The 18,984-nt window shown below is 50.5% G+C and carries 22 protein-coding genes; 10 read left to right on the forward strand and 12 right to left on the reverse strand.

What is annotated here, in order from left to right; translation table 11 throughout:
• Positions 1-73 precede the first annotated feature (73 nt).
• The 6 genes from amoA (at position 74) to JL719_RS00525 (ending at position 5,457) form a co-directional block, all read left to right on the forward strand.
• Positions 74-826, forward strand: coding sequence for an ammonia monooxygenase, bacterial type, subunit AmoA (gene amoA / locus JL719_RS00500; protein WP_033157542.1), 753 nt, complete (start codon positions 74-76; stop codon positions 824-826).
• A gap of 12 nt (positions 827-838) precedes the next feature.
• Positions 839-2,077 carry a bacterial ammonia monooxygenase, subunit AmoB gene (amoB, locus tag JL719_RS00505; RefSeq protein ID WP_033157541.1) on the forward strand — a complete coding sequence of 413 codons (1,239 nt, stop codon included), beginning with the start codon at positions 839-841 and terminating at the stop codon, positions 2,075-2,077.
• 16 nt (positions 2,078-2,093) lie between these two features.
• The gene (gene amoC / locus JL719_RS00510; protein ID WP_033157540.1) at positions 2,094-2,867 is read left to right on the forward strand and encodes a bacterial ammonia monooxygenase, subunit AmoC; all 774 of its coding nucleotides are present in this window, start codon (positions 2,094-2,096) and stop codon (positions 2,865-2,867) included.
• 361 nt (positions 2,868-3,228) lie between these two features.
• Positions 3,229-4,485, forward strand: coding sequence for an MFS transporter (locus tag JL719_RS00515; protein ID WP_225892960.1), 1,257 nt, complete (start codon positions 3,229-3,231; stop codon positions 4,483-4,485).
• A gap of 20 nt (positions 4,486-4,505) precedes the next feature.
• On the forward strand, positions 4,506-4,886 hold the full coding sequence (locus JL719_RS00520; RefSeq protein ID WP_033157538.1) for a tautomerase family protein: 381 nt from the start codon (positions 4,506-4,508) through the stop codon (positions 4,884-4,886).
• Between the two features lie 64 nt (positions 4,887-4,950).
• Positions 4,951-5,457 (forward strand): DUF1993 domain-containing protein, encoded by a 507-nt coding sequence (locus JL719_RS00525; RefSeq protein WP_033157537.1) that lies wholly within the window; start codon positions 4,951-4,953, stop codon positions 5,455-5,457.
• A 170-nt stretch (positions 5,458-5,627) separates the two neighbouring features.
• Here the strand turns inward: JL719_RS00525 and JL719_RS00530 are convergent, their stop codons facing one another.
• Together JL719_RS00530 and JL719_RS00535 are read right to left on the reverse strand one after the other, a co-directional pair.
• Complete coding sequence (locus JL719_RS00530; protein WP_033157536.1) at positions 5,628-5,918, reverse strand: type II toxin-antitoxin system RelE/ParE family toxin; 291 nt, start codon at positions 5,916-5,918, stop codon at positions 5,628-5,630.
• A gap of 2 nt (positions 5,919-5,920) precedes the next feature.
• The gene (locus JL719_RS00535) at positions 5,921-6,181 is read right to left on the reverse strand and encodes a type II toxin-antitoxin system ParD family antitoxin (protein ID WP_033157535.1); all 261 of its coding nucleotides are present in this window, start codon (positions 6,179-6,181) and stop codon (positions 5,921-5,923) included.
• Positions 6,182-6,307: 126 nt separating this feature from the next.
• Between JL719_RS00535 and JL719_RS00540 the strand changes: the two genes are divergently transcribed.
• The 3 genes from JL719_RS00540 (at position 6,308) to JL719_RS00550 (ending at position 9,542) form a co-directional block, all read left to right on the forward strand.
• Positions 6,308-6,730 carry an MFS transporter gene (locus JL719_RS00540; protein WP_051670121.1) on the forward strand — a complete coding sequence of 141 codons (423 nt, stop codon included), beginning with the start codon at positions 6,308-6,310 and terminating at the stop codon, positions 6,728-6,730.
• 602 nt (positions 6,731-7,332) lie between these two features.
• On the forward strand, positions 7,333-8,445 hold the full coding sequence (locus JL719_RS00545) for a GTPase (RefSeq protein WP_051670118.1): 1,113 nt from the start codon (positions 7,333-7,335) through the stop codon (positions 8,443-8,445).
• Between the two features lie 5 nt (positions 8,446-8,450).
• On the forward strand, positions 8,451-9,542 hold the full coding sequence (locus tag JL719_RS00550; RefSeq protein ID WP_051670117.1) for a GTPase domain-containing protein: 1,092 nt from the start codon (positions 8,451-8,453) through the stop codon (positions 9,540-9,542).
• Positions 9,543-10,321: 779 nt separating this feature from the next.
• On the opposite strand, the gene JL719_RS00555 is transcribed toward JL719_RS00550, so the two are convergent.
• Complete coding sequence (locus JL719_RS00555; RefSeq protein WP_033157534.1) at positions 10,322-11,323, reverse strand: NADP-dependent oxidoreductase; 1,002 nt, start codon at positions 11,321-11,323, stop codon at positions 10,322-10,324.
• A gap of 100 nt (positions 11,324-11,423) precedes the next feature.
• Complete coding sequence (locus JL719_RS00560) at positions 11,424-12,266, reverse strand: oxidoreductase (RefSeq protein WP_033157533.1); 843 nt, start codon at positions 12,264-12,266, stop codon at positions 11,424-11,426.
• A 104-nt stretch (positions 12,267-12,370) separates the two neighbouring features.
• Here JL719_RS00560 and JL719_RS00565 point away from each other — a divergent pair, with 104 nt between their 5' ends.
• Entirely contained in the window at positions 12,371-12,814 is a 444-nt protein-coding gene (locus JL719_RS00565; RefSeq protein WP_033157532.1) for a winged helix-turn-helix transcriptional regulator, read from the forward strand.
• Positions 12,815-12,956: 142 nt separating this feature from the next.
• Here the strand turns inward: JL719_RS00565 and JL719_RS00570 are convergent, their stop codons facing one another.
• From JL719_RS00570 to JL719_RS00605, 8 genes are all read right to left on the reverse strand, one after another.
• Positions 12,957-14,441, reverse strand: a complete 1,485-nt coding sequence (locus JL719_RS00570) for a cobyric acid synthase (RefSeq protein WP_033157531.1) — start codon at positions 14,439-14,441, stop codon at positions 12,957-12,959.
• Positions 14,431-15,144 carry a 5,6-dimethylbenzimidazole synthase gene (gene bluB, locus JL719_RS00575; protein WP_033157530.1) on the reverse strand — a complete coding sequence of 238 codons (714 nt, stop codon included), beginning with the start codon at positions 15,142-15,144 and terminating at the stop codon, positions 14,431-14,433. The genes JL719_RS00570 and bluB overlap by 11 nt, the downstream gene beginning before the upstream one ends.
• A complete protein-coding gene (locus JL719_RS00580) occupies positions 15,141-15,863 on the reverse strand; it encodes an adenosylcobinamide-GDP ribazoletransferase (protein ID WP_033157529.1) in 723 nt (240 codons plus the stop codon). Before JL719_RS00580 ends, bluB begins: the two co-directional genes overlap by 4 nt.
• 2 nt (positions 15,864-15,865) lie before the next feature.
• Complete coding sequence (locus JL719_RS00585) at positions 15,866-16,279, reverse strand: TM2 domain-containing protein (RefSeq protein WP_033157528.1); 414 nt, start codon at positions 16,277-16,279, stop codon at positions 15,866-15,868.
• A 174-nt stretch (positions 16,280-16,453) separates the two neighbouring features.
• Positions 16,454-17,494 (reverse strand): nicotinate-nucleotide--dimethylbenzimidazole phosphoribosyltransferase, encoded by a 1,041-nt coding sequence (gene cobT / locus JL719_RS00590; protein WP_033157527.1) that lies wholly within the window; start codon positions 17,492-17,494, stop codon positions 16,454-16,456.
• A 7-nt stretch (positions 17,495-17,501) separates the two neighbouring features.
• The gene (gene cobU, locus JL719_RS00595; RefSeq protein WP_033157526.1) at positions 17,502-18,029 is read right to left on the reverse strand and encodes a bifunctional adenosylcobinamide kinase/adenosylcobinamide-phosphate guanylyltransferase; all 528 of its coding nucleotides are present in this window, start codon (positions 18,027-18,029) and stop codon (positions 17,502-17,504) included.
• Positions 18,022-18,465: a universal stress protein gene (locus JL719_RS00600; protein WP_033157525.1), complete on the reverse strand. Its 444-nt coding sequence runs from the start codon at positions 18,463-18,465 to the stop codon at positions 18,022-18,024. Before JL719_RS00600 ends, cobU begins: the two co-directional genes overlap by 8 nt.
• 8 nt (positions 18,466-18,473) lie before the next feature.
• Positions 18,474-18,983 (reverse strand): hypothetical protein, encoded by a 510-nt coding sequence (locus JL719_RS00605; RefSeq protein ID WP_033157524.1) that lies wholly within the window; start codon positions 18,981-18,983, stop codon positions 18,474-18,476.
• Between the last annotated feature and the right edge of the window lies 1 nt (position 18,984).

Genomic DNA, 18,984 nt, shown 5'->3' on the forward strand with positions numbered 1-18,984 from the left:
TTTCGGTTGGCGGCGCGCCCAAAACTCAATGGCGATTGCCGTTTACTGAAACATATTACGGGGGATTCTTACCATGTCTGCACAAATTCCAATTTCAACCTTCAAACCTTATCGGGGCGAAAAAGCCCGGCTGGCCAGAGCTTACGATTATCTGATTCTGGTACTGGCCCTATTTTTATTCATCGGTTCGTTCCATCTGCATTTCGCCCTGACCGTCGGCGACTGGGACTTCTGGGTCGATTGGAAAGATCGGCAATGGTGGCCTTTGGTCACACCCTTAATCGGCATCACCTTTCCAGCGGCTGTTCAAGCTGTGTTATGGGATAAGTTCCGGCTACCTTTGGGCGCCACGCTCTGCGTTGCAGCGTTGTTGATCGGCACTTGGGTTGCCCGAATCTTTGCCTATCACTACTGGAATTTCTTTCCCGTCAACATGGTGTTGCCGGCCACCATGGTGCCGGGAGCCTTGGTACTGGATACCTTGTTGATGCTGACCAACAGCCTGACCATCACCTCCATTTTTGGCGGTGGCGCGTTTGCCTTGTTGTTTTACCCGACCAACTGGCCGATCTTCGGCATGTTCCACCAAGCGGTCGAATACCACAACAGCCAGCTGACTGTGGCCGATTTATTTGGTTTCCAATATATCCGCACCGGCATGCCTGAATACTTGCGCATCATCGAGCGCGGCACCTTGCGCACCTACGGTCAGTACGCCACACCTTTGGCGGCATTCTGTTCAGCGTTGTTGTGCTCGTTGATGTATCCGCTGTGGTGGTACATCGGTAAATGGTTCGCCACCACCCGTTATTTGAAAAAAATCTAAGGAGGAATGGTCATGAAATCACTCTTTAAACCTTGGCTGTTGGCGTTGCTGTGCGTCAATGTATTGTCCATATTTACGGTACCCACCGCGCAGGCACATGGCGAAAAAGCCCTGGAGCCGTTCATCAGGATGCGCACCATCCAGTGGTACGACGTGCAATGGTCCACGCAAAAATTCAACGTCAACGATGAAGTCAGCGTTAGCGGCAAGTTTCATGTCGCCGAAGACTGGCCGATCAGTGTGCCAAAGCCGGAAGCCACTTTCCTGAATATTTCAACACCTGGGCCGGTACTGATCCGCACCGAACGTTACCTGAACGGCAAACCATGGACCAACTCGGTAGCCCTGGAGCCGGGCGGTGACTACGAGTTCAAGGTGGTCATGAAGGGCCGTTTGCCTGGCCATTATCACATCCATCCGTTTTTTAATTTAAAAGACGCCGGTCAGGTAATGGGCCCTGGGGTGTGGCTGGACATTGGCGGCGATCCCGCGGACTTTAGCAATACCATTCAAACCATCAACGGTGAAATGATCGACATGGAAAGCTTCGGCTTTGCCAATGGTGTGTTTTGGCACCTGTTCTGGGGAGCGTTGGCGGCTGCCTGGCTGTTGTGGTGGGTGCGCCGTCCCTTGTTCATCAGCCGTTACCGGATGTTGGATGCCGGTTTGGAACATGAGTTGATCACAGCTCGGGACAAAGTCATCGCCAAGGCCGTGTTAGTGGGCATTCCGGTATTGGTATTGGTGATTAATTCCGTAACCAATAGCCGTTATCCGGACACCATCCCATTACAAGCAGGACTGGATAGGATTTTGCCTTTACCGGCTCAAGTCAATGCCGGAACGGTCAATGTCGACACGCTAAAAGCCGAATACAACGTGGCGCAACGTGCCATGGTGTTGCAGGTTAGTGTCGATAATCGCAGCCAAGGGGCGGTCAGGATAGGCGAGTTTTCCAGTTCCAACGTGCATTTCATGAATGATGATCTATCCGAGGTAGGCAACGTGCCCGGCAAGGACGACGTCAGCAATAAAGGCCTGAGCCTGAATGACAACACGCCTATCGCCCCCGGCGAACAACGTACCGTCACTATTGAAGTGCGCGATGCGGCCTGGGAGTCGGAAAAGCTGGATGGACTAATCAAAGACGCGGATAGCCGAGTGGGTGGCTTACTGTTTCTTTACGACGACGTGATGGGAAAACGCTATATCTCCAGCATTTCCGCCGCCGTCATTCCCAAATTCAATTAATTCAGGAGCACACATCATGGCTACCACGACAGAACATGTTAGCTTAAGCACCGAAACCCCAAAATCATTGCCTTGGTATTTGATCGACTTACCTAAGTACCTAAAGGGTTTTGGTCTATTAGCGGTTATCTACATCAGTTTACGGTTGTATCAGGGCGCTTTTGCCATCGCGCACGGTTTGGATTCCACGGAACCCGCGTTCGAACAGTACTGGATGCGGCTGTTTTATATCGAACTGGCGGTTCTCGCCGTCGTCGTCAGCGGCTTTTGGGGTTACTTATGGACCACGCGCGACCGGAATCTGGATCAGTTGGCGCCCAAGGAAGAAATCCGCCGCTATTTCACCTTGACGATGTGGATCAGCATCTACACCTTTGCGGTGTACTGGGCGGGCAGTTATTTTGCCGAACAGGACAATTCCTGGCATCAGGTGGCGATCCGCGATACGCCGTTTACCGCTAATCACATCATCGAGTTTTACTTCAACTTCCCGCTGTACGTGATCCTGGGCGGCTGCGCCTGGTTGTATGCTAGAACCCGCTTGCCCTTGTATGCCAAAGGCATCTCCTTGCCTTTGACCTTGGCGGTGTTCGGACCCTTCATGATCTTAGTCAGCGTCGGATTCAACGAATGGGGGCATACCTTCTGGTTTAGAGAGGAATTCTTCGCCGCGCCTATCCATTGGGGATTCGTGATTGGCGTATGGTTTGCCCATGGTGTGGGCGGGATATTGTTACAAGGCGTGACTCGGCTGATCGAGCTAATGGAAAAAATCGAAGACGCCGAATAGGGCTGTTTACTAACTGATGTTGCGCAGTCATGGTTTTTGGTCCCGTTATTCCGCCCCGAGCATCGCAGCTTTTGGCGGGAGCAGCCCGGTAGGGGAGCGGCAAGGATGCCGCTCGTTTTCGGAGGGCTAGGGATAGCCCTTCCGAAAACCCTCGCCAAAAGCGAGAAGCGCAGGATTTAGGCGGAATCCGGGCGGCCTTTTCTTTGGATACTTTCTTTTGGCCGTGCAAAAGAAAGTATTTCGCCTGTCGGTGCGAGAACCGACTTCAACATAAACCAGTCGCGATAGCGACGCTGATTCTGATGGCATCAGACAAACCATAAGGTTGCGTAATGTCAGTTACTAACAAACTCTCACGAAAATGTTTAAGTCATTAGTCGCCATGCCAAAGAGTCACATTGATTCGGTTCACTATGCCTGGGTCATACTCGCGGTCACGTTTCTATGCTTGTTTATGGCATCGGCGCTGCGCTCCGTTCCAGGGATCATCATGCTGTCTCTGGAACAGGAGTTTGCCTGGAACCGGGAAACCATTAGCGGCGCCATTTCACTCAATCTGCTGTTATTTGGTCTAGCCGGACCGTTTCTAGGCCGATTGATGGATGTCTACGGTGCCAAACGGATCAGCGTTATCACCTTGATTTTGTCGGTGGCTGGCGCCGGTGGCAGCGTTTTTATGCAGGAATCCTGGCAGCTGTATTTGTTTTGGGGATTGCTGATTGGCGCAGGTTCGGGCGGCACTTCCATGATTATGGGGTCGGCGTTGATCAATCGCTGGTTTCATAAACACCGCGGACTGGCGCTAGGCATATTGGGCGCTGCCTTCTCCTCCGGCCAATTAGTGTTCACCCCTGTCCTCATGCAGATCAATGTGCATGAAGGCTGGCGTGCGGCGACATTGTTTATCGCCGTCGGCTTAGGCTTGGTGGCTTTACCGTTGGTGCTGAAATTTTTAAGAGACGATCCCGAATCAAAAGGCCTGTCGGCGTATGGCGACCATGGCGTTCATCGAACAATGCTTAAGCCGGATCAAAATCCCATGCGCTCGGCCATGCGCAGTCCGCAGTTCTGGTTGTTAGCCTTGAGTTTTGGCATTTGCGGTTTAACCACCTCCGGACTGTTTCAGACTCATTTGATTCCGCATGGCATCGAACACGGCTTCACCGAAATGACCATGGCCATGTCCTTAGGCGTCATGGGCGCGGCCGATGTGTTCGGCACCATTTTATCCGGTTGGTTATGCGACCGGTACGGCAAGCGCTGGCCATTGGCGTTTTATTACGTCGTCAGAGGTGCAACGCTGATAGTGCTGCCCAGCATAGATAGCACCGGACAATTAATGCTGTTCTCGATTATTTACGGCATGAATTGGTTATCCACGATTCCGGCAACCTCAGCCTTGACAGCGGATTTATTCGGCAAACAAAACGTCGGCGTGGTATTCGGCTGGATCTGCTTTGCGCATCAAATCGGGGCGGCCATAGCCGCCTATAGTGCCGGGTATGTCCATGGCCTGATGGGTGATTACCACCTGGCTTTTGTGGCGTCAGGTCTATTCGCTTTTATCGCAACCGGTATCGTTCTTTTCATAAAAGAACCACAAACTGTTCGTTTTTAATTTAATTTTGGAGGAATAACATGCCCTTAGTTCGAATATCGTTAATGAAGCAAGAAAATAAAGAGTTCGGGAGAAAGATTGGCCAAATCGTTCACCAAGAAATGGTGCGCACAATCAATGTACCCGAAAAAGATTGTTTTCAGGTTATTACCGAGCATGATAATAATTCTTTAATTTACGATTCCAATTATCTTGGTATACATCGAAGCGATGGCATCGTTTTTATACAAATAACCTTGAATGAAGGCAGAGGTGTCGATTTAAAGAAATCACTTTATAAAAACATAGCCGATAGTCTACATAATCAGCTAGATATACGCAGAGAAGATGTCTTAATAAGTCTAGTTGAAGTCAAAAAGGAAAATTGGTCGTTTGGGAATGGCATTGCGCAGTATGCGTAATAAGCGGTCAATACTTCTGCGTTTCATTAATCTGATTAAATGTTTTTAAAAATAGGGGGTTATTATGTCCATCGATATGTATCAAGTATCAATAAAAGTTTTTATCAAAATGCTGGGCAATTTATCGAAAATACTTGATAAAGCCGCAATCCACGCCGAAGCGAAAAATATTGATCAATCTGTGTTTATCAATTACCGTTTGGCCCCCGATATGTTTCCGCTCAGCAAACAAGTTCAAATTGCAACGGATATGGTCAAAGGCTGTGCCGCTCGCTTGGCGGGGTTAGAGAACCCATGCTATGAGGATAATGAAAGCACATTTGCCGATTTGCAGGCTCGTATATCCAAAGCCATCGCTTTTATCCAAGATGTAACCCCGGCGCAAATAAATGGCACTGAGAATCTGGCTATTAATTTCAAGATTGGCGGCACCGAGAAAAACTTTGTCGGTCTGCCATACTTGCTGGATTTTGTCCTACCTAATTTTTATTTCCACATCACGATGACCTACGCAATCCTTAGGCACAATGGGGTTGAATTGGGGAAATCGGACTTTTTGGGCGTGGATTAATTCAGCGTTTGAATTATTCATGTCTTTTGTTTTCCATAGGTAGAATGCGGCGTTTTGCCTATGGTGATTCTATCCGCTGTCGTTCTGGGAAATACCTTCGTAAAAAATTCGAACCTCATGATGAATGATCAAGCTTCCATAAATCAACACCCCACCCTGTCCTGAAATTTTTATAATTGCGCAGTGTAATTCATACTGTCATGTAGCACCCGTACAATATGAATCTTGGCTGCTGTAACACGATAAAAAACTAAATGGCGATTGATGTGGAATTGCCTGTACCCTTCACGAATGTAATCACAGGCAAAACCCAATTCCGGATTTTCAGCGATTAAAGCGAAAGCCGCATTTAATTCATCAAAATAGCGATCCGCCTGCACCTCGCCCCAGTTGCTAAATGAGTAAAGCCAGATATTTTTTAGATCTTGTTTTGCGAGTGCCTGAGTATGGATTTTGCGCATTTTCAGACTAAACCGGCTTCTTTTTTGGCTTCCAGTCTGATTGTTTCCATGTTTAATTCGCCGGCATCGCCACTCTCCTCACCTTGAATTAGGGATGTGCGTAAAGATTGCAATTTGGAGTTCGCTTCTCTTTCCTCAAGCAAGCGTAATGAGTCACGCATAATTTCACTAACGCTTGCATAGCGTCCACTCTTGAGCAAAGAGTCAATGAGGTTATTCCAGTGCTCGCCGAGGCTAACGGTTTGGGTTCGCGCTTGAGCCATGTCGTTCTCCTAATCAGATTATTAAAAGTCTCAGTAAGATATATTCTTACACCTGGAAAAGCAAACCAATTATCCCATGCAATACGGCATCGAACACGGCTTTACCGAAATGACCATGGCCGTGTCATGGGCGCGGCCGATGTGTTCGGCACCATATTATCCGGCTGGTTATGCGACCGCTACGGCAAGCGGTGGCCGCTGGCGTTTTATTACGTAGTCAGAGGCGCAACGTTGATAGTACTGCCCAGCATAGCTATGATCGGGCAATTAATGATTTTCTCGATTATTTACGGTATGAATTGGTTGTCCACGATTCCGGCCACCTCGGCCTTGACCGCCGATTTATTCGGGAAACAAAACGTCGGCGTGGTATTCGGCTGGATCTGTTTTGCACATCAAATCGGAGCGGCCATTGCCGCCTACAGTGCCGGGTACGTGCATAGTCTGATTGGTGATTACCACCTGGCTTTTGTGGCGTCGGGCCTATTCGCTTTTGTCGCAACCAGTATCGTTCTTTTTATCAGAGAACCGCAAACTGTTCGTTTTTAAGGCTATGTGCATTCTAGGGTTGGAAATCAGAACTGTTCATGCTTTTTTATCGCGCCGTTTTGTGCAAAACCTGGTTGGATCGTTGATAAGCGCAATGGCTTGTTATGTACAAAAGTTGGTTGGGCTGCCAATGCTCGTTGCCGGACGGCTTAGGTTTCCAGTAATTGTCAGGTCAACCGTTGAATGCAGGCATTCAATGACTTGTTGCTAAGTAGCTTGGTATAAGTCAGACAACAAATATATCGTGTTAGGGTTAGTCATTTGAACTTCATCAACTATATTTCAGACTTGTCTACGAACTTAAAACTGTAGCGAGACAGATAATCGCTATTTTACTAAGAACCATCAAACAAAAAATCATCATGCCTATCAAACCTAAACCGTTCGCCTATGTCTGCGCTTCATGTGGGTGGAGAAAAGCCGTTTCCCCGAGAAGCGACGCTTTAATGCCTGGAGAATATTATGACTGCTGCCCAACATGCGGTAGTAATTCCCTGTCAAAGTTGGAGCTAAACCGCCTTCAAACACTTTGTGGTGGGTTATTTGGCAGACTTCTTAAACGTTAATTGAGCTCTCAATAAAAATAAAATCAAGGGACACAAATGAGTGTAAATAATTTCGAAGAATCTCTAGGTGCTGAATTTGAAACCTTCAAAGGAGGAGTGAAAAAACCCAATATCCTGTTAATCGGTGGAACTGGTGTTGGCAAAAGTTCGCTAATAAACTGTTGTTTTGGCGAAAACTTGGCCAAGACAGGCACGGGAAAGCCGGTTACTCAATTCATTGATTATTTTTCTTGTGAAACAGTTCCGATTGTCCTTTTTGATACTAAAGGCTATGAAGTGGGCTCTGAAAAAGAGAGAGTATTTATTGAGGATGTTTTTCAATACGCGGCGAGGGATTTTAGCTCGTCAGAATCTGACAATTCTATCCATTTGGTTTGGTACTGTATTCAGGCATCGGGAGGACGAATTTTAGATTTCGACATCGAAACGATTAACAAGCTTTCTGCCTATGGCATTCCTGTCGCAATCGTGATTACCAAAGCTGAATTCCTATCAGAAAATGAGTCAATTAAATTTATAGAGGTAATAAAAAAATCATTACCAAATATACCAGTTTTTGAAACAAGCGCAAAAGACAATGGTCAAAAATGGCAGTTTGAAGATTTATTACAGTGGTCGATTGAAAAATTACCAGAAGCCTTGAAGATTGCGTTTGCATCCGCTCAAAAACAAAGTTTGAATATTAAGCGTGACGAAGCTAATAAAATTATTAAACAACACGTTGCTGGAGCTGCATTTTTTGGTTTTACTCCTTTACCTGTTTCTGATGCGCCGTTGCTTTTAGGGAATCAGGTTGCCATGATCGCTAGGATATTATACGCTTACAATCTTGATAATTTTTCAAGCATACTGAATGGATCAATATTTACACCCATTATTGGCCGCGTCATATCTGGCAGTGGAATTTGGGTTGTTGGGCAATTATTCAAATACTTCCCTGGGCTTGGGACTGTCGCCGGTGGATTAATAAATGCATCCGTCGCATCTTCAATAACTTATGCAGTAGGTTTATCTGTTTCAGAGTTATGCGAGGCAATCATAGAAAAAGGACTTGAAGGAGATGTTGGTGAACTGAATAAGTTTATTGACAACCTTGCACCATTTTTCGAACAACGATTTAAAGATAACTTTAATAAAAATCAAGGATAAGTAAAATGAATGCTCGTTATAATGTTGCCATTGTAGGCCAAACAGGAGTGGGGAAAAGCACCTTCATAAACTATCTATATGGAGAATGCGTAGTAAAAGCCGACATCGGAAGGCCGGTCACTAAAAATGGATTTCATCCAGTAGAAATGGAAATAAATGGTTTACCAGTTACCCTTTTTGATTCATGGGGCCTTGAAGTTGGAAAGCATGATCAATGGATGTCTGAGCTGAGCAAAGAGCTAGATAAACGAGGCATAAATCAATCCGCCTCCGAATGGTTTCATTCTGTTTTTTATTGTATTCAAGCTGGCGGAAATAGAATACAAGATTGCGATATAGATATAATTAAAAAATTTATTGAAAACAATTACAACGTATCTGTAATTCTGACAAAATGCGATCAAGTTGGCGAAGATGACGAGAACGCCATGAGGCAAACAATACAGGCGTCTATTCAAGGTATCTCAGTAATTTCAGTTTGTAGTGAAGAAAAAAAGACGCGATCTGGCGAAACAAAGCCTTTTGGAAAGGGCGATGTGGAGCGCAAGGCTTTTTCTGATTTTTTTGATTCATTAATTATCCGTGTTCCGCTCAGATGCAACTACGTCATGAATGAAATAAAGAGAGATTGGCTAACAGATATTAAAGCCAAGATTAAAACTATAGGACACTTTGGTTCAAATGAAAGTGATGTAAGAGAAAAAATTAACGCGGATACAGATAAGTTATACAAAACGCTTGCATCACAAATTAATAAAGAAATCGATTCTACAATAAAAATGTATGGGACTTTTTCAGAAAAACTTGGTTACCCACCTTTTGAATCTAACGTACCATCAACTTCGTCAAATCATTTTCATAAAAAGTCTACTGATCTTAATCTAACTTGGTACCAAGCTCCAGTTTTTGCGGCATTGCTACCATTTTTGGCCGTTTATGCATTATTTGCAACTAAATCCACAACACAAGCCGAGTTTTTAGACGAACTTAATACTGTAGAATCAAAGGTTGATAAATATATTGATTCACAAACTAGGAATATTACAGAGAGACTTCAAGAGCTAAAGGCCGAGGTATTGTGCCCGACTGCTCATTAATGGTTTGTTGCCATTTAAAAATATAACTGACAGAAGGATTAGGGTCGTAACAAGACAATCAAGCCCTACTCAACCACTCCATGAGATATCAGAAAATCAAATTCCAACCACTTGATCGAGTTCAATGATAAAGATTGTCGGCCATCATTCCAACCTCATTCTGCAAATAGCCTTTTTATTTCCACATCACGACGAACTACGCCACTGTGGCGCTCTTCATCAGAACGCCAACCAGCCCCGTGCCTTTCCAGTTGCGATTTATAGCGGCCTGTGGAGTTATCAAAAAATGGTTCACGTTATTCACTGATGTTACGCAACCTTATGGTTTGTCCGATGCCATCAGAATCAGTGTCGCTATCGCGACTGGTTTGTGTTGCAGTCGGTTCTCGCACCGACCGGCGAGATACTTTCTTTTGCTCGGCCAAAAGAAAGTATCCAAAGAAAAGGCCGCCCGGATTCCGCCTAGATCCTGCGCTTCTCGCTTTTGGCGAGGGTTTTCGGAAGGGCTATCCTTAGCCCTCCGAAAACGAGCGGCATCCTTGCCGCTCCCCTAACGGGCTGTTCCCGCCAAAAGCTGCGATGCTCGGGGCGGAATAACGGGACAAAAAACCACAGCTGCGTAACATCAGTTATTCACATTGAAAATATTTACGATGGAGTAGCTAAAGGAGACGTGGCGCAGACTTGCCGGTTTGCGTCGCTGCGAAAAGATCGGACCGGTGAGCGTCGTATCGATCCCAGTGCCCGGCGTTAGCCAGGGAGGGCCAGGTGTCTTCTGCTCACAGCATCTTGACGACGACTTTCCCCTTCGAACGCCCTTGGGCGAGGTAGGCAAGCGCATCTTTGGCTTCCTCGAACGGAAATACCTTGTCGATCACGGGCTTGATGCACTCGGCTTCGAGGAGTTTGCCGATTTCACTGAGTTGATCGCCATCGGGACGCACGAACAGAAATGAGTAAGTGACTGCCCGTTTTCTGGCAAGCCGCATGATCTTGCGGCTCATCAGCCCGAATACGAACCTGAGGAAGAAATTCAAGCGCTTGGCATCCGCGAACGCCGCATCCAACGGCCCGATCAGCGAGACGATCTTGCCTCCCGGCTTGAGGATGCCGACGGTTCTCTCGAGTTCGGCCCCCTTGAGCGTGCCAAGCACCACGTCGTAGTCGCCCAGCACTTTCTCGAAATCTTGCTTCTTGTAGTCGACGACTTCATCGGCTCCCAGGCTGCGCACCAGTTCAACGTTGCCGGTGCTGGTGGTGGTTGCCACCGTGGCGCCAAGGTGCTTTGCCAGTTGGATCGCAAAGGTGCCAATGCCGCCTGAGCCTGCCGGGATGAACAGCTTCTGGCCGGCGCGAAGATTGGCGCGTTCCTTCAGCGCTTGCCAGGAGGTAAGCCCGACCATCGGAATGGATGCGGCCTGCACGAAATCCAGATTGGCCGGCTTCAGCGCGGCGGCGCTCTCCGGCACCACCGCGAATTCGGCAAGCGACCCCGTGCCAAGATCGAAGATACTGGCGAAGACCGCATCGCCGGGCTTGAAGCGCGTTACGTTGCTGCCGACCTCAGTCACCACACCCGCCAGATCGCTGCCCAGCGTGGCCGGCAACTGGAAATGCAGGACCGGTTTGAACATCCCGGTTGGAATCATGTTGTCGATCGGGTTCAGGCCCGCGGCGTGGACTTTTACCAGCAGTTCGTCAGCCTTCAGTGTGGGACGAGAAATGTCGGAAAAACCGATCTCGGGCGACTTGCTATAGCGTTTGAAGGTGAGGGTTTTCATGGTTAATGTGCTATTCACAAAAAATTCCTTGTTGCTAAGTTCAGACTAAATCGGTGTTGAAATGCGACTTGGTTTCCATAACGCTGGACGACGAACGCCTTCATGACATTTGTGGTTTTTTTATTGCGTCGAGCCGCAGATCTTTACGAAGCCCTGCGTCCAATACGCGAGCAGGCGCAAATCGGCGTAGCAAGCTCAAGCGCTTAGCGAGACCGCCCGCGGTATATCGGAGCTTGGGACGAGCCGATCTGGCCGCTTTCAGCACCACATCGGCCACGACTTCCGGCTCATCGGCAATAGCCATAACTTCCTCCAACACCTTATCTAATGCCGCGCGGGTTTCGTGGTATTCCTCAAGCTGCGAATCGGCCGCCATTAGGTTCGCGTCGAACTTCGTTTTTGTGTATGCGGGCTCGATGACCGAGACCCGGATGCCTCGGGTACGCAACTCGTGGTCTAGCGATTCCGAATAGCCTTCGATCGCGTGCTTGCTCGCGGCATAAATGGCCATATACGGCATCGGCAATACGCCAAGTACCGAGCCGATGTTGATGATGCGACCGCTGCCTTGGCGCCGCATATGGGGTGTAACGGCGCGAGTCATGCGGACGATGCCGAAGAAGTTCGTATCAAAAACCGACTGGGACTGTTCAATCGAACTCTCTTCCGCTCCAGCAGGCGCAACCCCGAAGCCGGCGTTGTTCACCAGCAGGTCAATGCGTCCTTCCCGTTGCATCACCTCGCTAACGGCAGCTTCGACGGAAACATCGCTAGTCACGTCGAGAGGCAGCATCTGAAAAGAACGTTGACCGGTTTGGGCGCCCCGTCTGCTGGTCCCGTAGACCTTGTAGCCAGCCGCGGTCAGCCGCAGAGCGGTTGCTTCGCCGATGCCCGAGGATGCGCCGGTAACCAGCGCGACACTAATATTTTGCTTAATACTCATAACTCAAATCTCCTTGCGGGGTGGATTGTCTATCATCTAAGTGTTACTATCATTTCGGTAGTTATGTTACTACCAATTTGAAAGCAAGTCACTACCAAAATTGTATGAACGATAAAAATATTTGTGATGACCCTTGTCCAATCGCGCGCTGCTTGGCTTTTCTGGGAGACGCATGGAGTCTTTTGATTCTGCGGGATGCCCATTTCGGCCTCACCCGCTTTGACCAGTTTCGGAAAAACCTGGGAATCGGACCCGCGATCCTGACCCGCAGATTGGCGACTCTGACAGCGGAAGGCTTGTTGGAAAAAAGGCTTTATTCGGAACGCCCGCCGCGTGAGGAGTATGTGTTGACTGCCGCCGGCCGCGATTTTCTGCCGGTGCTGTTCACGATGGGTGCCTGGGGACGTCAATATCGCGGCGAGGGCCAACTGGTGCGCATCTTGGACGCAGAAACGGGGGCAGAAATCAGACCGGTGCTTGTGGATGAGGTCACCGGGATAAAGATCGGGAATCGGCCGATACGCATTGTCGAGCCGGATGGCGACTAGGGGTTATTGCCGCTTTGGCCTGCGCTTTTATTTGGTTGCCCAGTTAAAACGGCAACAGCCCTAATCAAACAAAGGGGTTTATGCAAAAAATCCGCTGTCGGAAATGGCACATATTTCAGCCATTCGCCGCAATGGCTGAGCGTCAGCAAGCTCGCCGGGTAGATGCCGCCAACGCTTCCAGCAAGGTGAAATTGCAATGCGTTGCCAGACAATCAGCCAGACGCTCGATGCCGGCTTCGCGCAACGCATTGAAATCCAGGGCTTGCGCTTGCCGATAGCCTGCCCAATGCAACAGCGCATCGCAGGCGGCAGGCAAATCGAATAAACCGTGCAGATAACTGCCCGCCACCTGTCCGTCTGCCGAAACGGCGCCATCGTGACCATCCGCTAGCGAAAATAAGGGTTGTGCCAGCGCCGGACCGCTACTGACGCCCAGATGAATCTCGTAGCCCGCCACCTTTGTCGTTTGCCCATAAAACGTGCCGGTGGTTTGTTTCAAGCATTTTTCCGCGTGCAAAATCGTCTGCATATCCAATAAATCCAGGCCGGCAGCACTACCGGCCGGACCTTCCAATCCGAGCGGGTCGTCTATGCTTTTGCCCAACATCTGAAAGCCGCCGCAAATCCCCAGCAGTTTGCCGCCGTAACGCAAATGGCGAGCAATAAATTTGTCCCAGCCTTGCTCTCTAAGACGGGCTAAATCACTACGCACCGATTTGCTGCCGGGTAGCACAATCAAGTCTGCACCGGCTACCTGGTCTGGACTTTTCGCAAAACTGACCTGTACGCCGGGGTGCAATTGCAATGGATCGAAATCGGTATGATTGCTGAAGCTGGGCAAATGCGGTACGACGATGTGAAACGCGCCGGTTTGGCCCTGTTGGGCATGCCGAGTGGATAAGGCATCTTCGGCTTCCAGATAAAGATCGTGCAGATACGGTAGCACGGCCAACACCGGCTTGCCGGTTCGCTGTTCCAGCCAGTCCAAACCGGGTTTTAGCAGCGCAATATCGCCCCGGAAGCGGTTGATGACAAAACCGATTACGCGCTGTTGTTCGCTTGCCGACAGCAATTCCAGCGTGCCGACCAAGTGCGCAAACACGCCGCCACGGTCAATGTCGGCGATCAGAATCACCGGACAATCCACCGCTTCGGCAAAGCCCATGTTGGCGATGTCGCCTGCGCGCAAATTGATCTCTGCCGGACTGCCGGCACCTTCGACAATCAGCATCTGGTACTGAGCGCCCAAGCGCTGCCACGATTCCAGAACCGCTTGCTTGGCGACTTTTTTATAATCGTGGTATTGGCTGGCCGATTGGTTTTGCAGGACTTTGCCGTGAATAATCACTTGCGCGGTGGTGTCGGTATTGGGCTTGAGCAGCACCGGATTCATATCGCTATGCGGCGGCAAACCGCAGGCTGCGGCTTGGGCGGCTTGGGCGCGGCCGATCTCGCCGCCGTCGACGGTTACCGCGCTATTCAATGCCATGTTTTGCGGCTTGAATGGCGCGACGGCGATGCCTTGACGCCGGTAATAACGGCACAAGGCCGTCACCAAGGTACTTTTGCCGGCATCGGAGGTGGTGCCTTGCACCATCAGGGCGTGGAAAGGCGGCTTAGGATGCATCGGGCCAGCCGTTTTCGTAGACAAACGCCGATAAAGGTTGCGGCGTTGCCCAGTTTTCCAGTTCCAACATGGGTTTGGGGTAAAACTCGGCGACATGGCCCAAGCAAAGCACCGCAATCGGCCGGCTACCGGTGGGCATTTTCAATAGTTGCGCCAATGCGTCCGGATCGAATAGCGATACCCAACCCAGCCCCAGGCCTTCGGCGCGGGCCGCCAGCCACAGATTTTGAATCGCGCAGGCCGCCGAGGCCAGATCCATTTCCGGCAGTGTGCGCCGACCGAATATGTGTTGCTCGCGCCGGTCCGGCAAAGCGACGATCAGCAATTCACCGCAATCGAGTATGCCTTCCACTTTAAGCTTCATGAATTCGTCGTGCCGTTCGGCGAGGGCTTCGGCGGTAAGTTTGCGTTCCTGTTCGACCAGCGCGTAAATATCATTACGTAAACAGCGATCAGTGACGCGGATAAAGCGCCAGGGCTGCATCAAGCCGACGCTGCCGGCCTGATGCGCGGCTTGTAATAGACGTGCCAGGACTTCGGCATCGACCGGATCGGAAAGAAAATGCCGCATGTCGCGGCGTTCGGCGATGGCGCGATAGACGCCGGCGAGTTGTTGGTCAGGGAAGCGGTGCGCGGCAGAGGCGTCTTGCGGTGCAGATTTGTGCTCGGGAGTTGCCGGCGAACGCGGCGATTGCTGTGTCATTGCAGCATGGCAACCATTAGCACGGCGGCTTCCGTTAGCTCGACCGCCGCACCGTAAACGTCGCCGGTTACCCCGCCCAAGCGCGAGACCGCGGTTTGCCGTACCCAACATAGTAAGCCTCCGGCGAACAGTACGGCCGGTAAACCTAAAAACACCGCGGCAGTCAGGACGCTAATCACCAACACCGCTTGGATATGCGCTCTTGGCAATTGTTGCAATAGCGCCTCGGCCAGGCCTTTTGGGCGAATATAGTCAGTTGTCAGCATCAAACCCAGAATTGCGGTTCGGCCTAAAACCGGGGCCAGCAGCAAGGGGGCGAGGCGAGTTTGCTCGAACATAGAGGTCAGCGCGGCAAACTTCAGGACTAAAACCAGCACCAGCAAGCTAACCGCAATCGGTCCGGAAGCCGGATCTTTCATGATTTGCAGGCTACGCTGTTTGTCGCCGTAGCCGCCGACCCAAGCATCGGCGCAATCGGCCAAACCGTCCAAATGCAGGCCACCGGTCAGTAAGACCCAGCCGGCCAAGACGATAGCCGCCAACAGCATGGGCGCACTGCCGGCAAACAGTATCGGCGGCAGGCTTAGGAGCATACCCAGCAGCAGGCCGACCGCCGGATAGTACAAAACCGAACGTCCCAACACGGGAGCGCCAGCCGCGTCACGACAACTAACGGGGATGCGGGTCAGAAATTGCAAGGCAAGCAGAAAAGCATCCACGATTATTTAAGATGACGTCCCTTGGCATCTTTATAGATGTGGCCGGTAGCAATTAATACGCCCTCAATGAAGCCCCACATGACGCCAAAACCGCCGGTAACCAGCGTGACTACGGCTTGGGTGAAGCCGAGGAAATAGAAGCCCAGATAAATGCGATGCAAGCCGATCGCGCCGAACGCGATCCCTAGCAAAGCCGCGACCAACTTGCTTTTGACTGGCTTGGCTTCCATTAGATAAGCGCCGACCAGGCTGACGTCGGTGACTTTATCTTCGTCGTGATCGAAATCCACATCATCGCCGACTTTGGGCGGCGCTTCCGATGTCCATTGATCCAGGTGGAATTCGTAGAATTGACCTTCGTATTTGATCACGCCGGTCTGGCATCTTTCATCGTAACTTTCTATGTGTCCTAGCATGTTGTTTACCAAATCAGTTGTATGTTTTTATTATTATGTGCAGCTGCCATTAGGACAGTTGCCGGTCGCAAAGCAAGCTCGACGTCAGCCCAGCTTATTTTTCGCGGCTAATGATACGGGAAAGCCCAAGGCCCCGCCATTGCGCTTGACGCAGCTTGCTAACGCAAGCCTATTTCAGGCAGTAGAGACTTGCGCTTGACTGAATGTGGCCATTTCATTGTGTAAACGACAGGCCATTTGCAGTAAGGGTACCGCCAACACCGCGCCGCTACCCTCGCCCAGACGCATCTGCAGATTCAATAACGGCTGAGCGTTCAAGGCTTGCAGGACGCGGGCATGGCCTTTTTCCGCGGAACAATGGCCGTAAAAAAACCAGTCCACGCAGCCGGGATTGATCCCCACCGCCAGCAACGCCGCGACACTGCTGATAAAGCCATCTATCAACACCGGCAGACCTTGCTGGGCGGCGCTGATATAGGCTGCAGTGAGCGCGGCGATTTCAAAACCGCCCAAGGTTTTTAAAATATCCAAAGGCGATTGCAGAGCCGCTTGGTGGAGCTGTAAGGCGGAGTCGATAACACGGGCTTTGTGATCGATTTGTCCGGCGTTCAAACCGGTGCCGGCGCCGGTAATCTCGGCGGCCGGTATCCGCAAACTGGCGGCAGTTAAAGCGCTGGCGCTGGTGGTATTGGCGATGCCCATTTCCCCGCCGATAAACAAATCGGCGCCGTTCGCTACCGCCCGCTCGACGGCAGCCCGGCCAGCGGCCAAGGCTATCGTTAACTGTTCGTCGTTCATCGACGCTGTCCGTGAAAAATTAGCGGTGCCGGCACCGGCTCGATGGCTGATTACATTGGGTAAGGCCACTGGCTGCAATAGACCGACATCGACGACTTCGAAATAGGCATCGACATGCCGGGCCAGCACATTCACCGCGGCACCGCCGGCCGCGAAGTTTTTTACCATTTCCATCGTTACCACTTGCGGAAATGCCGAGACACCTTCCTCGGCAATGCCGTGATCGGCGGCAAATACGCTGACATGGATTTTTTCCAGTTTAGGTATTTCCCGGCGCTGCATCGCCGCCAACCTGACCGCGCAATCCTCCAGCAAGCCCAAGGAGCCGGGCGGCTTGGTCAATTGTGCTTGCCTGCTTAAAGCTTGTTGGTAATAAGCGGCATCAGGCGCGGCAATCGGCGCGGATAAACTGTTCATAATCAAATTACAGGGTTTTGAGGATTTGCGGCAAACCGGCGGTGACCAGCACCACCTTGTCGCTGATTTGCGCGAGTCTTTGATGTAAAAAGCCGGCTTCATCGACGAATCGGCGCGTCATGGCGTCGGCGGCTACGACACCCAGGCCCACTTCGTTGCTGACCATAATCACCCGTTGCCTGCCGGTCGCCAGTACGGCGCATAAGGCATCGGCTTGTTGCTGATAGCGCTGTTCTTGCAGATTACCTTGTTTATCGAACAACACATTGCATAACCACAACGTCAGACAGTCCACCAGCAAGCAATGTTGTTTGCCGGCATATTCGTTAATCACGTCCGCCAAGGCGATGGGTTCTTCAACGGTTAACCAATGCGGCGGCCGGCGTTGTTGATGGTGCTGGATGCGGCTGTGCATTTCGTCGTCACCGGCTTCAGCGGTGGCGATATAAACCACGGGCAGGCCGGAGGCCAAAGCCTGTTGCTCGGCATAGCGGCTTTTACCGGAACGGGCGCCGCCCAAAACCAGCTCAATCATCCGCTAACCGCACCGCCAGTACATCGCATTTAGCGTGATGCAGCACGCCGTTGGCAGTAGAGCCGAGCAACAATGCTAAACCATGGCGACCGTGCGAACCTACGACAATCAAGTCGGCCTGAATCTCTTCGGCTACCCGGACGATTTCCAGTTTGGGGCTACCCATTTCCAGATGTTGCCGTTCGGCGGGAACCTGTAGTTTCTCGCCCAGCTCGTGCAGGCGTTTCTTGGTGGCATCCATCAGTTCCTGGGTCAGATCCACGTCGAAGGGAATGATGGGGCCATAGGCCGGATCGGTAATCGGCAAATTATCGACCACATGGACCAAGCTCAGTTGGGCAGCGTTTTGCGCGGCGATTTGCCTGGCTTTTTCCGCAACTTGACCGCCATGTTCAAAAAAATCGGCCGCCAATAAAACATGTTTATAAATCGACATAATTCCTCCTAATCGCTAACAGCGATCTCGGTAAACAACAAAGTCATAACCTGTGTGGAAATCAGTATATATAAAAAAGCCAACGCCAAGCCGAACATCAACGGCCTATCCAGGGCATGCCGAAAAATATTGCCGTTAACCAGCCAATGCCAGCCCATCAGAGCTATCATCGCGATATATGCCACCTGACTGATCTGGGTATACAGACTGGCGACCGCCGGAATGGCGCACAAACTAATCACCACATCAGAGCCCAATAGTGCTGTCAGGGTTTGTGGAAAACGGGCGGTTTTTCCGGAAAAATAGAGTAGCGGATAGCAAAAACCTATCATCAACACCGTCTCGGCGGCAATTTGCAGCAGGGCATGCGACCAATCGCTATCCAGCAGCAAAATCAATAGATTAACCAGCAAATAGGGTATGAACATCAGCCGCATTAACCAAGGCGACGCCGGCACATCCTGCGGGCCTTTGCGCATAATGCAAATCTCAAAAAACAACACCATCAGTTGGTACATG

It is taken from the genome of Methylomonas sp. LW13 (assembly GCF_016865255.1).
GTDB lineage: Bacteria > Pseudomonadota > Gammaproteobacteria > Methylococcales > Methylomonadaceae > Methylomonas.

Bases quoted from the DNA above. Each gene is read 5' to 3' on its own strand.
- amoB (WP_033157541.1), top strand. From the start codon at position 839: ATGAAATCACTCTTTAAACCTTGGCTGTTGGCGTTGCTGTGCGTCAAT.
- JL719_RS00570 (WP_033157531.1), bottom strand. From the start codon at position 14,441: ATGCATCCTAAGCCGCCTTTCCACGCCCTGATGGTGCAAGGCACCACC.
- JL719_RS00605 (WP_033157524.1), bottom strand. From the start codon at position 18,983: ATGTACCAACTGATGGTGTTGTTTTTTGAGATTTGCATTATGCGCAAA.
- JL719_RS00525 (WP_033157537.1), top strand. From the start codon at position 4,951: ATGTCCATCGATATGTATCAAGTATCAATAAAAGTTTTTATCAAAATG.
- amoA (WP_033157542.1), top strand. From the start codon at position 74: ATGTCTGCACAAATTCCAATTTCAACCTTCAAACCTTATCGGGGCGAA.
- cobT (WP_033157527.1), bottom strand. From the start codon at position 17,494: ATGAACAGTTTATCCGCGCCGATTGCCGCGCCTGATGCCGCTTATTAC.
- JL719_RS00535 (WP_033157535.1), bottom strand. From the start codon at position 6,181: ATGGCTCAAGCGCGAACCCAAACCGTTAGCCTCGGCGAGCACTGGAAT.
- JL719_RS00600 (WP_033157525.1), bottom strand. From the start codon at position 18,465: ATGTCGATTTATAAACATGTTTTATTGGCGGCCGATTTTTTTGAACAT.
- JL719_RS00520 (WP_033157538.1), top strand. From the start codon at position 4,506: ATGCCCTTAGTTCGAATATCGTTAATGAAGCAAGAAAATAAAGAGTTC.
- JL719_RS00585 (WP_033157528.1), bottom strand. From the start codon at position 16,279: ATGCTAGGACACATAGAAAGTTACGATGAAAGATGCCAGACCGGCGTG.
- JL719_RS00555 (WP_033157534.1), bottom strand. From the start codon at position 11,323: ATGAAAACCCTCACCTTCAAACGCTATAGCAAGTCGCCCGAGATCGGT.
- JL719_RS00560 (WP_033157533.1), bottom strand. From the start codon at position 12,266: ATGAGTATTAAGCAAAATATTAGTGTCGCGCTGGTTACCGGCGCATCC.
- JL719_RS00540 (WP_051670121.1), top strand. From the start codon at position 6,308: ATGGGCGCGGCCGATGTGTTCGGCACCATATTATCCGGCTGGTTATGC.
- cobU (WP_033157526.1), bottom strand. From the start codon at position 18,029: ATGATTGAGCTGGTTTTGGGCGGCGCCCGTTCCGGTAAAAGCCGCTAT.
- JL719_RS00515 (WP_225892960.1), top strand. From the start codon at position 3,229: ATGTTTAAGTCATTAGTCGCCATGCCAAAGAGTCACATTGATTCGGTT.
- JL719_RS00565 (WP_033157532.1), top strand. From the start codon at position 12,371: ATGAACGATAAAAATATTTGTGATGACCCTTGTCCAATCGCGCGCTGC.
- amoC (WP_033157540.1), top strand. From the start codon at position 2,094: ATGGCTACCACGACAGAACATGTTAGCTTAAGCACCGAAACCCCAAAA.
- JL719_RS00530 (WP_033157536.1), bottom strand. From the start codon at position 5,918: ATGCGCAAAATCCATACTCAGGCACTCGCAAAACAAGATCTAAAAAAT.
- bluB (WP_033157530.1), bottom strand. From the start codon at position 15,144: ATGACACAGCAATCGCCGCGTTCGCCGGCAACTCCCGAGCACAAATCT.
- JL719_RS00550 (WP_051670117.1), top strand. From the start codon at position 8,451: ATGAATGCTCGTTATAATGTTGCCATTGTAGGCCAAACAGGAGTGGGG.
- JL719_RS00545 (WP_051670118.1), top strand. From the start codon at position 7,333: ATGAGTGTAAATAATTTCGAAGAATCTCTAGGTGCTGAATTTGAAACC.